Here is a 12,068-nt window from a genome sequence, read left to right on the forward strand (position 1 = left end):
ACCGAACACCGCAGGTTCGACAGGGGAGAATCCAATGCAGACCGCCGTTTCCGACGATATCCGCCGCTTCTTCGCCGACTCCGCGTTCGACGTCACCACGGTGGGACAGACCGAAGTCGACATCGTGATCGATCACTTCGACAACTGGAAGAACGTGTCAAGCGGAGGGGCCTTCGGCTGCTTCACCGGCGCCTGCTGCCTCATGGCCTGAGTGTTCCGCGCAGAAGCAGCCGACGCCCTTCGCGATCCAGTCCCGGCCTTCCCACTCGGGGTGGCGTTCGATCATCAGCGCTTCGACCTCCGCGGCGATGGTCTCCTCGGCGAGAGCCGAGTCGCGCCGCTTCCAGGTCTCTTCGCGCAGCACTTCGAGGTACTCGCGGACGTCGGTCAGGATCCGGCGTCCGGAGACGTCGCCGTGGCCGGGGACGACGATGTCCGGCTTGGCGGCGGCCAGCCGTCGCAGCACTTCGATCCACCGCGGTCCCGAGACGTCGGTGTCGTACGGCGGGAACCACGGGAAGATCGAGAACTGGCCCGCTTCGATCAGGTCCCCGGTGAACAGCACGCCCGCGTCGGGGACGGTCACCACCTGATCGCCCTTGCTGTGGGCGCGTCCGGTGGCCTCCTGGCGTACGACCCGTCCACCGAGATCGAGGTCGTACCGGTCGTCGTAGACCACGTCCGGTACGACCAGGCCGACGCCTTCCAGGTGCCGCGCGACCGGGGCGCCGAGGCCACGGAACATCTCGAGGTAGGCCGGTCCTTTGTGGATCAGGTCCGCCGCCTGCGCGCTGTTGACGAGGTAGGTCGCGTGCTCCGCGAAAGTCTGCGCGCCGAACGCGTGCTCGGGGTGGAAATGCGTGGTGGTCAGGTACAGCCTGCGGCCGCGGGCGTGCTCGGCCGCGAAGGCGAGCACCTTTTCGGCGTTGCGCGGCCCCAGTCCTGTGTCGACGACGAGTACCGAGTGCTCGCCGCCGATGACACCGATATTGGGGACGAGGTCGACGCCGAGGTTCGGGATCACCACGACGTCGCGGGCGATTTCGCCGGCCTGGCCGGTGTTGACGACGGGTTCGTGGGTGACTGGTTCGAAGGGCATGATCCGAATGTGCCGCCGGTACCCGTCCGCCGTCCAAGTCCGATCTTCCCGGCCCGATACCGGCTGGGTATCATCGCCGGTGATGGAACTCCGCCTGCTGCGCTACTTCGTGGCCGTCGCCGAGGAGAGGCACTTCGGCAGGGCCGCCGCGCGGCTGCACATGACCCAGCCGCCGCTGAGCCGGGCCATCCAGCAGCTGGAAAGCGACCTGGGGGTCGTCCTGCTGCTCCGCTCGGCCGCCGGCGTCGAGCCCACCGCGGCCGGAACCACCCTGTACGCCGAGGCCCGTACCCTGCTGGACCAGGCCGAGCGGGGCCGCGCTCGCGTGACGGCGGCGGCAGGCCCCGCGACGCTCACCGTCGGCACACTCGCCGACGGAGCGGGGGAGGCGGGCACCCGGCTGGCAGCGGCGTTCCGGCGACGTCATCCCGAGGTCTCGATCCGGTTCCGCGAGGCGGATTTCACCGACCCCACCACCGGTTTGCGCGCCGGACTCGCCGACGTCGCGCTGACCCGGTCGCCGTTCGACGAAACCGGCATCAGCGTCCGTGTCCTGCGCTCCGACCCGGTCGGGCTCGTCCTGCGTACCGGCGATCCGCTCGCCGGTCGTGAGTCACTCCGGCTGGCCGACGTCGCCGATCGACCTTGGTTCCAGCTGCCGGACGGGACGGACCCGCTGTGGCGCGCGTACTGGAACGGGGCGGCGCCGATCGGGGAGCGGCCGGCCGGCCCGGTGGTGCGCACGGTCAGCGAATGCCTGCAAGCCGTCCTGTGGAACGGCACGGCGGGTATCGCGCCGCTCGGGCACGCCCTGCCCGACGGACTCACCTGGGTGCCGTTGGCCGACATGCCGCCGAGCCCGCTCGTCGTGGCGTGGGTGACCGGGCGGGAGAGCCCGCTGATCCGCTCGTTCGCCCGGATCGCCGTCGAAAGCCACCGATGAGGGCGGTGTGAAACCGCTCGGTCCAGGGAATCAAAGGTCATGCCGGAATCACCTTCTGAACCCGACGAAGCGACCGTCGACGCCGTCGGCAAGCTGGTCGCCGCGTTCGAAACGGTCGAGCAGGCGAGAGGCCAGCTGTACGCCTTCCATCGCCTCACGGGAAGCGCCGACTTCGCACTCGACGAAGCCGCGGAGGCGCTCCGGAAGGCAGGGCACTCCGAGTGGGCCGAGCAGATCCAGAGCGAGCTGATCGGGCTCAACGTGCTGCCGGAGCGGTGGACCTTCCAGCTGGTCGAGGAGTACGACGACGGCTACTACGCGGCCTTCCGCGAGCTGACGCGGGACGTCAGCGGTGACCTCGCCGGCGGGCGGCGGCACCTGCACGAAGAGCGGATCAAGCGGCGGCGGCGGACCGACGGGCGGCCGGGACACGAGATGGGGCGGCCCAGCACCTGAGGGCCGGGTGGCAGGTCCATCAAGGCCTCCCTCCCACCTTGAGGTCAGGGGAGGCCTTCACGGCGAGTCCCGGACAAGAGAGGCGGCTACAGGTGTTCCAGCGCGTCGGGCTTGTGGACGGCCTCACCACCGCTTTTGTCGCTGCGGACGAGGTATTGGGGCTCCTCCTTCGACGCCCGTACCGTGCGGCCGCCCGCTTCGGTGTCGGAGGTGATCTCCTTCAGAACCTCGCCCTCGGCCTGCCCGCCGTGACTGTTCCAGCGGACCTTGTCTCCTTTGTGAAAGCGTTTCGTCATCGTCACTCCTTCTCGGCGGGTGTCCGTCGTGGACGATCGGACGCGGGCCAGACATAGGGCAGGTCGTCGGGAACGTCCGGAAACTGTGCGCGGTAGTGCTCCGGTTGCTTACGGACCAGGGCGGAGCGATGACTCCGGTGGAAGTCGGCGTCACCGAGCCAGGGCGGGAGGTCCTGTCCGTCCGCCAGTTCCGCTCGAGTGCGGACCCGATCCAGCCCGGTGGCGCGGAGCAGGTCGAGCCGCAGTGTTTCGCGACAGGTGTCCTGCCTTCCCGTCGCGCACCAGACCTCGCAGATGTCGAATCCGTACCGGACGAGCGCCTCCTCGTAGCCCGCCCACATCGCCGCGGCCGGATGGTGGCGCCAGCCGTAGCCCGGCACCGTCAGTGCGCGCAGCACCTGAATGGTCTCGACGCGTTGTTTGCCGAGCCTTTGCTGGTCGAGCGCGGTGGCGGAGGCCCGGAAGTCGGCGAACGGAAGGAACGTCTGCACATCGGCGGCTTCCCCACCCGCCGGGATCCGAAACCGGATCGGCTAGAAGATCGACCAACCGGTCAGCGTGGTGAACCGGTCCAGCGCCGCGACGCCCGCGACGGAGTTGCCGCGCGCGTCCAGCCCGGGGCTCCACACGCAGACCGCGCACCGGCCGGGGACGATCGCGACGATGCCGCCGCCGACCCCGCTCTTGCCGGGTAGTCCGACACGGTAGGCGAATTCGCCGGCCGCGTCGTAGGTTCCGCAGGTCAGCATCACCGCGTTGATCCGCTTGGCGGCGCTCAGCCCGAGCAGCCGGGTGCCGTCGTTGCGGACGCCGTGGCGGGCGAGGAACACCGCCGAGCGTGCGACGTCTCCGCAGGTCATCGCGATCGAGGACTGGCGGACGTACTGGTCGAGGACGGCGGGCACCGGATGGAGCATGTTCCGGTATGACGCCATGAAGTAGGCGAGGGCGCGGTTGCGGTCGGCGTGCTCGGCTTCCGACGCGGCGACCTCGGCGTCGATTCCGATGTCCGCGCGACCGCTTTCCTCACGGAGGAACCGAAGCAGGGTTTCCGCCGCGTCGCCGTGGTGCGCCAATTCGTCGGTCACCACCAGCGCCCCGGCGTTGATGAAGGGATTGCGGGGGATCCCGTCCTCGTTCTCCAGCTGCACCAGCGAGTTGAACGGGTTGCCGGACGGCTCGCGGCTCACCCGCGTCCACACGCCGTCGCCGTGGGAGAGCGCGAGCGCGAGGGTGAAGACCTTCGACATGCTCTGGATGGAGAACGGCACTTCCCAGTCGCCGACTCCATGCACCTCACCGTCCACTTCGGCCACCGCCATGCCGAACTGCCTTGGCTCGACCCTGGCCAGAGCGGGGATGTAGTCCGCGACGGCACCGCGGCCGATCTCCGGCGCGACGTCGTCGGCGATCCGGTCCAGCAGCGCTGCGAGGTCCACGGCCGTAGCGTAGGAGGCCGCCTTCGCGCGCGAAGATCGGGGTTCGCGGGTGAAATTGTCAAATCGAAAAGGGAAATACCAGTAAAACCGCCAGGGTGACGTCCCGCACACCTTAAGTCTTCCTTAGCTAGGTTGGTGACGTGCCGCACACGCTCTAGCGTCTGGCAACCATGGATCCCTCGCTGCTCACCGAAAAAGGTGAAAGCTACTCAAAAGCACTGGGCAACCGTCAAGTGCAGATGATCGCCATCGGCGGCGCGATCGGTGTCGGGCTGTTCCTCGGTGCCGGTGGCAAGCTCCAGCAGGTCGGACCGTCGCTGGTCCTGTCGTACGCGCTCTGCGGCATCGCCGCCTACTTCGTGATGCGCGCGCTCGGTGAGCTCGTGCTGCACGAGCCGACTTCCGGCAGTTTCGTCACCTATGCCCGCGAGTTCATCGGGCCGTGGGCGGGTTTCGCCTCCGGCTGGATGTACTGGGTGAACTGGGCGATGACCGGCATCGCGGAGATCACCGCGGTGGCGATCTACGTGCACAAATGGCTGCCCGACGTGCCGCAGTGGATCAGCGCCCTGGTCGCCCTCGGCGTCCTGATCCTGGTGAACCTCCTTTCGGTGAAACTGTTCGGCGAGCTGGAATTCTGGTTCTCGGTGGTCAAGGTGCTCGCCATCGTGGTCTTCTTGGTCACCGCGATCGGGCTGGTGCTCACCAGCGCCGACATCGGCGGCACCACGGCCGGTGTGCACAACCTGACCGCACACAATGGATTCTTCCCGGCAGGCATCGGCATCGCGCTGATGACCCTGCAGGCGGTCATCTTCGCGTACTCGGCGATCGAGGTCGTCGGCATCGCGGCGGGCGAGACCAAGGACGCCCGCAAGGTGCTGCCGAAGGCGATCAACGGCGTGGTCTGGCGGATCGGCGTGTTCTACGTCGGTTCCGTGCTGATGCTGGCGATGCTGCTGCCCTGGCCGTTCTACAACGGTGGTGAGAGCCCGTTCGTCACCGTCTTCTCGCGGCTCGGTATCCCGGGCATCGGCGACGTGATGAACGCCGTCGTGCTCACCGCCGCGCTGTCGAGCTGCAACTCCGGGCTCTATTCGACCGGCCGCATCCTGCGCGCGCTGGCGGACAAGGGCGAGGCGCCGAAGTTCGTCGGCAAGATGAGCGGCCGTCACGTGCCCTACGGCGGCATCCTGTTCACCTCCGGCGCCTACGTGCTCGGCGTGGTGCTCAACTACCTGGTGCCGAAGGACGCTTTCGACATCGCGATCGCGATCGCTTCGCTCGGGGTGATCACGACGTGGGCGACGTTGATCTTCTGTCAGATGCGGATGCGCCAGGCGGCGCTGCGCGGGGAGCTGGAACGACCGTCCTACCGGATGCCGTGGGCGCCCTACAGCGGCTGGGCGACGCTGGGCTTCCTCGCGCTGGTGGTGGTCCTGATGGGCTTCTCCGACGGCGCCGAGAAGATCGCGTTCTACTCGATCCCGGTGCTGGTCGTGGTGCTGGCGGTCGGCTGGCGGATCGTCGGGAAACGGCAACAGCAGGTGCGCTGACCCCCGCCCGCAATTCGTCCTCTAGTTGCGGTAGTTGCACACGCAAGGACCGCAACTAGAGGACTAATTGCGGGGAGTCAGCTGGAGGTCGGGAAGTGGAAACCGGCGGCGGTATGCGGCCATCGCGTGGTGACGACCTTTGGAGATGATCCCGGCGAGTTCGTCCTCGTGCCGCACCAGCAACTCGCGGAAGGCGAACATCACCCTGGTCCGTTGCGACAGCGACGAATCGCCCCACGACTCGAACGCCTTGCCCGCGGCCGTCACGGCGATGTCCACATCGGACGGTTCGGCGAGGAGCACCTCCGCCTGCGGACGTCCCGCCGCCGGGTCGTGCACCGGAGCGGTGCGCGTGGAACCCGCCGTGGTCGCGGCGCCGTTGATCCAGTGGTCGATGGTCTTCACGGAACAGCCTTTCACCGGTAGTGGATTCACAGCAGCCCGACGGCCGTGTCGACGGCCTTGGCGACGTCGCCGTCGTGCGGGTAAAGCAGGGACCGGCCGACCACGAGGCCTTGCACGGTCGGCAGTGCGAGCGCCCGTTGCCAGGCGGCGAACGCGGCTTCGGGGTCTTTGACCTCGCCGCCCAACAGGACGGCGGGCAACGTCGACGCGGCCAGCACGCGCTCCATGTCCGCGACCACCGGGAGTTTGAGCCAGGTGTAGGCCGAGGTGCGGCCGAGGCCGGAGGCGATGGTGATGGAGCGGATCACGGCTTCGGGGGAGAGGTCGTTGCGGAGGCGCCCGTCGACCCAGTCCGTGAGGAACGGCTCGACCATCGCGATCAGTTTCCGGTCGGCCAGGTCGTTGATCGCCTTCGCGGTGTTCTCCAGGACGCCGGGCGTCGCCGGGTCGGTCAGGCAGATCCTGGTGAGCGTCTTGCCGCCGTCGAACCGCATCCGCTCGATCGCTTCGGCGTCGTAGCAGGCGAAACGGTCGTCGATCTCGAAACTCGATCCGGCGAGGCCGGTGCGGTTCATCGAGCCGATGACGGTCTTGCCATCGAGGACGCCGAGGAGCAGCAGGTCGTCGATGATGTCCGGCGTCGCCAGCACCCCCGTGACACCGGGCCGCTCCAGCGCCAGGCCGAGGCGGTCCAGCAGTTCGCCGCGGTCGGCCATCGCGAGCGGGTCCGAACCGACGCCGTTCGCACCCCGCGCCGAGTGGTCCGCGGCGATGACCATCATGCGACCCTTGTCGTTGAAGGGTGTTTCCGCCCGGATCCGGGCAGTCGCGGCCACCGCTATGGCCTCGGGAACGCCCACTCGCGCGGCGACTACCCGGCGTACTGTGTCGGACACCCTTTGTTCCTCCTGGCTCGCGTGGTCTTTCGACCATCGCAAGCCGCCGGAGACTTTGTCAAGACATATGGACATAAGGTCATAAAGGTTCGTCGCGGTAGGCTCCGCGCATGAAACCGTGGGCTCCCGGTGAGATCGTGGTGGATCCGGACAGTCCGGAGCCGCTGTACTCCCAGGTCGCTCGGCAACTCCACGCCGCGATCGAGGACGGCAGGCTGCCGAACGGCGCGCGACTGGACAACGAGCTGGATCTGGCCGCGCGGCTGCACCTGTCCCGGCCGACGATCCGCCAGGCGATCCAGACGCTGGTCAATCAGGGGATGCTGGTCCGCAAACGCGGTGTCGGCACGCAGGTCGTCCGCACCAAGGTCGCCCGCCCGCTGCGGTTGAGTAGCCTGTTCGACGATCTCAGCGAACTCGGGGACAAGCCGGAATCCGTTGTCCTGGTCAACCGGGTCGAGCCCGCCGGCGAAAACGCGGCCGAGCGGCTCGAGACGCCGGGCCTGACCCACGTCCGGCGGCTGAAGCGGGTGCGCTCGACCGGCGGCGAACCGCTGGCGATCATGAACAACTACCTGCCCGACGGCATCATCGATCCGGACGACGACGAACTGCGGGACAAGGGCCTCTACCAGTTGCTGCGAGCCGCGGGTGTCCGCCTGCACGCCGCCCAGCAGAACGTCGGCGCCCGGCAGGCGACCGAAGAGGACGCCGAACTGCTGGAGGAGAAGCCGGGCGCGGCGCTGCTCACCATGCGCCGCACCACCTACGACGACGCCGGCCGGGTCGTCGAGCACGGATGGCACGTCTACCGCGCCTCGCGCTACTCGTTCAACCTCTCGCTGACCAACAACGTCTGACGGCGCGATTCGCGTTCCAGACCGGACTCCAGCGCCGCGTACACCGAGGGACGGGACTTCCGCAGCTAGACGGCGAGGCCGAGCCCGGCCGGCGCGACGAGCGGGAGCAGCCACGGCAGTAAGCGGGACGACGCCGTTGCCAGACCCGGCGAGCGTCGGGAAGTCGAGGACGGCCAGCGTCACGATGAGTCCGAGACCCACCGCGCCCAGCCCGGGAGCGATCAGCCTTGGCGAGTGACGTGTCGTCACGGCTCATTCGCTGCTCCCTGTCCGCCGACTTCCAGCCGCCAGGAAGTGGTCGGGGGCAGGAGTTTCGCCTTTGCGCGCTCGGCGGTTGTTCGCCAGCGACCGGCTCCGAAACCGAGAGAGGGGAGAGCGAAGGTGGCGTGTCTGCGGGTCGTCGCCCCCAATGTGGCATTGGAGACGCTCAGTGTCCCCAATGCCACATTGGGGGCATCGGTCCCGCGGTGTGGCGTGTCGCGTGTCGCGTGGAGCACCGTCTCGACGGTACTAGCCGCCTTTTCCATTCAAGATCATTTGCGTGCGGCAGGGAAAGCCGGCCACCCGTGCGGCCGCTCCAGGATCTCGATGGTCGCCTGGTCGACCAAAAAGTACTGCCCACCATCCTCGCGCGGATTCGTGTAGGCAGCCGTCGCCACCAACTGACCGAAGTCCGCCATCACCGCGATCGGATACCCGCCGTCGAAGACCTTCCCGTGCGCGGCCGACGCGACGGTCCCGGTCTCGTACCAGGTGACGAAGTACTGCGCCGGCCCGGTTTCGAAGACGCGCAACGTCGCCTCCTTCTGCCGGACACCGGCGAAGTCACCGGACACGCCCGTCCAGATCATCGTCGTCCGATCCGCGTAGTGCTGCTCCAGCACGTTCCCGGAACCATAATGGAAGTTCGCGCGGAGCCCGACGAGGTCGGTGCTGAGCCGATGGGTGCCGGTCACGGGGAAAAAGCGGACGTCGAGTTGCACGGGCTGAACCTCCGGATCGAGTGTCTCCGAAGGTTTAGCAGCCGGAACCGCCGCGACCCTTGTCCTGCGGGGCAGCCCTGTTGTCGGTGAACGCGAAGGTCAGCCGAACTGGCCGGGCTGGTAGTCGCCCGCCGGGGTCTGTGCGATGACGTTCAGCCGGTTGTGCGCGTTGATCGTGGCGACCAGGGCGATCAGGGCGCCGATCTGCTCGTCGTCGTAGTGCTCGCGCACCTGCGAGACGATCCGCACCCTTCACGGTAGGGGACCAGGAAATCCTGCAAGTCCGAGCGGGTCAAATGCGTGAAACTGCACTCTCGGAGCATTGACGTTGCACAAAATTGCACCTAACGTGACAGCTATTGTGCACAACTGGCACGGATGGGGAGTTCATGAGCGGGACCTTCATGACGGCGGAGATCGCGAGTCAGCCCGGCTGCTGGCGGGACGCGGCGGCGCTGGCCTCGGCGAACAGTGATCTGCTGCCGCCGCCGGGCGCGCGCGTCGCGATCGTCGGCTGTGGCACGTCGTGGTTCATCGGCCAGGCGTACGCCGTCCTTCGCGAATCCGCCGGGCTCGGCGAGACCGACGCTTTCGCGGCGTCGGAGTTCCCGCCTGCCCGCGAGTACGACCACGTCGTGGCGCTGACCCGGTCGGGTACGACGACCGAGGTGCACGCCCTGCTGGCGAAACTACGGGGGAAGACGCCGACCATCGCGATCACCGGCGTGCCCGGTGAGATCGAGGCAGCCGCGGACACCATCGTCGATCTGTCCGTTGTGGACGAACGCTCGGTCGTGCAGACGCGCTTCGCCACCACGGCGCTGGCGATGCTGCGCGCGCACCTCGGCGAAGGCCTGAGCGTGGCCGCCGATCAGGCCGAACGCGTACTCGCCGAGCCGCTGCCCGGCGAACTGGTCGCCGCGGAACAGTTCACTTTCCTCGGCACCGGCTGGTCGGTGGGCATCGCGAACGAGGCCGCGCTCAAGTTCCGCGAGGCCTGTCTGCTGTGGACGGAGTCGTACCCGGCTTGGGACTACCGGCACGGCCCGATCAGCATCAGCGAGCCCGGGCGCGTCACCTGGATGTTCGGGCAGGCACCGGACGGACTGGCCGACGACGTCGCCCGCGCGGGTGGCCTGTTCGTCGAAAGTGGCCTGGACCCGCTCGCGGACCTGGTTCGCGCGCAGCGGGTGGCCGGTGCCATCGCCGCCCGCAAGGGGCTCGACCCGGACAACCCCCGAAGCCTCACCCGTTCCGTCGTCCTGACCTGAGAGCTTGAGGCCACCGTGATCGTCACCGTCACGCCGAACACCGCGTTGGACGTCACGTACACAGTGGACGGTCTCCGGCCCGGTGATGTGCACCGGGTGAAAGAAGTGCGGTATCGGGCCGGTGGCAAAGGCGTCAACGTCGCCCGTGTGCTGCACGTGCTCGGTGCCGAGGTCCGCGCGGTCTTCACCGCCGGTGGTGCGACGGGAGCCGCCGTCGAGGGCGAACTCGCGGCGGCGAAGATCCCCGTCGACAGCGTCCCGATCGGCGGGGAGACCCGGCGTACCACCACGGTTTTGGCGGGCGACGGCTCGATCACCCTGCTGAACGAACCCGGACCGCGGCTGACCGACGACGAATGGCAAACGTTTGCGGCGGCCGTCCGGGCCCGAAAGCCGGACGTGCTCGTCTGCTCGGGCAGTCTCCCACCGGGTGCCGGGGGATACGCCGGGCTGTTCGACGGGACACCGTCCATTTTGGACACTTCTGGCGCAGCGCTGCTCGCCGGACTGGCCGGGCGGCCGTCGGTCGTCAAACCGAACGCCGACGAACTCCGCGAGGTCACCGGTCTGCGCGATCCGGTGTCCGCCGCGGCCGAACTCCGGAGGGCCGGGGCGGAAGCGGTCGTCGTCTCGCTCGGCTCCGAGGGGCTGCTGGCGGTGACCGGGTCCGGCACCTGGCACGCGGCACCGTCCACAGTGTTGCGCGGCAACAGCACCGGTGCGGGTGACGCCGCCGTCGCGGCGCTGGCGCTGGGATTGAGCCGGGGTGAGTCATGGCCGGACATCCTGCGCAGGGCCGTCGCGTTGTCCGGGGCGGCCGTGCTCGGCCCGCTCGCCGGCGACGTCGACCTCGCGCACTACGAAGCCGAACAGGGGCTGGTCGCCGTACGCGCCCGCCCAGGCCCATCAGACACATCCTAGGAGAACCGTCATGCCTCTGGTGGGAACCGGGGAGATCGTCGGAGCCGCCGCGGCGGCCCGGCACGGCTGCGGCGCGTTCAACGCGATCCAGCTGGAGCACATCACCGCCATCGTCGACGGCGCGGCCGCGGCGGACGCGCCGGTGATCGTGCAGCTGAGCCAGAACGCCGTGAAGTACCACGGCTCACTGGCTCCCGTCGGCACGGCGGCGCTCGCCGCGGCCAGGGGCGCCGCCGCTCCGGTCGCGGTGCATCTCGACCATGCCGAGTCGCCGGACCTGGTCCGCGAGGCGGTCGCATTCGGTTTCGGCTCGGTCATGTTCGACGCGTCCAAACTGGACTACGCCGACAATGTGCGTGCCACCAAGAAGATCGCCGCGTACTGCCACGACCACGGAGTGTGGGTCGAGGCGGAACTCGGTGAGGTCGGGGGAAAGGACGGCGTCCACGCCCCCGGCGCGCGCACCGATCCGGACGAGGCGGCGGAGTTCGTCGCGGCCACCGGGGTCGACGCGCTGGCGGTGGCGGTCGGCAGTTCGCACGCCATGCTCACCCGTGACGCCGCGCTGGACTTCGAGCTGATCACCAGGCTGCGGGAACGCGTGCCGGTGCCGCTGGTGCTGCACGGCTCGTCGGGCGTGCCCGACGACGGGCTGGCCGAGGCGGTCCGGGCCGGGATGACGAAGATCAATATCGCCACCCAGCTCAACAAGGTGTTCACCGCGGCCGCGACGGAGGACTGGCGTGCGCATCCGGAGCGCGTCGACCCGCGGAAGTATCTCGGGGCCGGGCGCGCCGCGGTCGCCGTCGAGGTGCGTCGGCTGTTGGGAGTACTCAAGCTGGGCATAGCCGAACCGGAAAAGATGACGATTGAGCAGACTTTGCGCGATTGACTGTTGACAGGTGCGTGAAACCTCACAAAACTGCGCAATAACAAGCAGAAC

At 68.4% G+C, this 12,068-nt stretch carries 14 protein-coding genes and 2 pseudogenes; 8 read left to right on the forward strand and 8 right to left on the reverse strand.

Translation table 11 applies throughout. The features are described from left to right. The first annotated feature begins 34 nt into the window (after positions 1-34). Positions 35-211 (forward strand): hypothetical protein, encoded by a 177-nt coding sequence (locus ACM6LU_RS16060; RefSeq protein WP_414938468.1) that lies wholly within the window; start codon positions 35-37, stop codon positions 209-211. On the opposite strand, the gene ACM6LU_RS16065 is transcribed toward ACM6LU_RS16060, so the two are convergent. Further along, complete coding sequence (locus tag ACM6LU_RS16065) at positions 158-1,099, reverse strand: MBL fold metallo-hydrolase (protein ID WP_414938469.1); 942 nt, start codon at positions 1,097-1,099, stop codon at positions 158-160. The genes ACM6LU_RS16060 and ACM6LU_RS16065 overlap by 54 nt on opposite strands. Positions 1,100-1,181: 82 nt before the next feature. Between ACM6LU_RS16065 and ACM6LU_RS16070 the strand changes: the two genes are divergently transcribed. Together ACM6LU_RS16070 and ACM6LU_RS16075 are read left to right on the forward strand one after the other, a co-directional pair. Beyond that, entirely contained in the window at positions 1,182-2,042 is an 861-nt protein-coding gene (locus ACM6LU_RS16070) for a LysR family transcriptional regulator (protein WP_414938470.1), read from the forward strand. 39 nt (positions 2,043-2,081) lie between these two features. Then, positions 2,082-2,498, forward strand: a complete 417-nt coding sequence (locus tag ACM6LU_RS16075) for a hypothetical protein (protein ID WP_414938471.1) — start codon at positions 2,082-2,084, stop codon at positions 2,496-2,498. 86 nt (positions 2,499-2,584) lie between these two features. Here ACM6LU_RS16075 and ACM6LU_RS16080 read toward each other — a convergent pair whose 3' ends face one another. Genes ACM6LU_RS16080 through ACM6LU_RS16090 form a run of 3 tightly spaced genes read right to left on the reverse strand, consistent with a single transcriptional unit; the run spans position 2,585 to position 4,233 of the window. Continuing rightward, positions 2,585-2,794 carry a DUF2945 domain-containing protein gene (locus ACM6LU_RS16080; RefSeq protein ID WP_414938472.1) on the reverse strand — a complete coding sequence of 70 codons (210 nt, stop codon included), beginning with the start codon at positions 2,792-2,794 and terminating at the stop codon, positions 2,585-2,587. A gap of 2 nt (positions 2,795-2,796) precedes the next feature. Next, entirely contained in the window at positions 2,797-3,285 is a 489-nt protein-coding gene (locus ACM6LU_RS16085) for an MSMEG_6728 family protein (protein ID WP_414938473.1), read from the reverse strand. 42 nt (positions 3,286-3,327) lie between these two features. Further along, positions 3,328-4,233: a glutaminase gene (locus ACM6LU_RS16090; protein WP_414938474.1), complete on the reverse strand. Its 906-nt coding sequence runs from the start codon at positions 4,231-4,233 to the stop codon at positions 3,328-3,330. Positions 4,234-4,403: 170 nt separating this feature from the next. On the opposite strand from ACM6LU_RS16090, the gene ACM6LU_RS16095 reads away from it, so the two are divergent. Then, complete coding sequence (locus ACM6LU_RS16095) at positions 4,404-5,789, forward strand: amino acid permease (RefSeq protein ID WP_414938475.1); 1,386 nt, start codon at positions 4,404-4,406, stop codon at positions 5,787-5,789. A 141-nt stretch (positions 5,790-5,930) separates the two neighbouring features. Here ACM6LU_RS16095 and ACM6LU_RS16100 read toward each other — a convergent pair. Both ACM6LU_RS16100 and ACM6LU_RS16105 read right to left on the reverse strand, forming a co-directional pair. Beyond that, positions 5,931-6,194: pseudogene (locus ACM6LU_RS16100) on the reverse strand (aldehyde dehydrogenase family protein); the annotation flags it as partial. Positions 6,195-6,220: 26 nt separating this feature from the next. Beyond that, positions 6,221-7,090: an aldolase gene (locus ACM6LU_RS16105; RefSeq protein WP_414938476.1), complete on the reverse strand. Its 870-nt coding sequence runs from the start codon at positions 7,088-7,090 to the stop codon at positions 6,221-6,223. Positions 7,091-7,200: 110 nt separating this feature from the next. Here ACM6LU_RS16105 and ACM6LU_RS16110 point away from each other — a divergent pair, with 110 nt between their 5' ends. After that, entirely contained in the window at positions 7,201-7,950 is a 750-nt protein-coding gene (locus ACM6LU_RS16110) for a GntR family transcriptional regulator (RefSeq protein WP_414938477.1), read from the forward strand. Between the two features lie 533 nt (positions 7,951-8,483). Here the strand turns inward: ACM6LU_RS16110 and ACM6LU_RS16115 are convergent. Beyond that, positions 8,484-8,933: a MoaF C-terminal domain-containing protein gene (locus tag ACM6LU_RS16115; protein WP_414938478.1), complete on the reverse strand. Its 450-nt coding sequence runs from the start codon at positions 8,931-8,933 to the stop codon at positions 8,484-8,486. Positions 8,934-9,032: 99 nt separating this feature from the next. Beyond that, a pseudogene (locus tag ACM6LU_RS16120) lies at positions 9,033-9,164 on the reverse strand (carboxymuconolactone decarboxylase family protein); the annotation flags it as partial. Positions 9,165-9,322: 158 nt separating this feature from the next. Here ACM6LU_RS16120 and ACM6LU_RS16125 point away from each other — a divergent pair. The 3 genes from ACM6LU_RS16125 to ACM6LU_RS16135 are packed head-to-tail and all read left to right on the forward strand — an operon-like array spanning position 9,323 to position 12,017. Continuing rightward, a complete protein-coding gene (locus tag ACM6LU_RS16125) occupies positions 9,323-10,204 on the forward strand; it encodes an SIS domain-containing protein (RefSeq protein ID WP_414938479.1) in 882 nt (293 codons plus the stop codon). Between the two features lie 15 nt (positions 10,205-10,219). Next, positions 10,220-11,125 (forward strand): 1-phosphofructokinase family hexose kinase, encoded by a 906-nt coding sequence (locus ACM6LU_RS16130; protein ID WP_414938480.1) that lies wholly within the window; start codon positions 10,220-10,222, stop codon positions 11,123-11,125. Positions 11,126-11,135: 10 nt separating this feature from the next. Then, positions 11,136-12,017 carry a class II fructose-bisphosphate aldolase gene (locus tag ACM6LU_RS16135; protein ID WP_414938481.1) on the forward strand — a complete coding sequence of 294 codons (882 nt, stop codon included), beginning with the start codon at positions 11,136-11,138 and terminating at the stop codon, positions 12,015-12,017. Positions 12,018-12,068: the final 51 nt, after the last annotated feature.

It is taken from the genome of Amycolatopsis sp. cmx-11-51, from assembly GCF_047608665.1.
Classification (GTDB): domain Bacteria; phylum Actinomycetota; class Actinomycetes; order Mycobacteriales; family Pseudonocardiaceae; genus Amycolatopsis.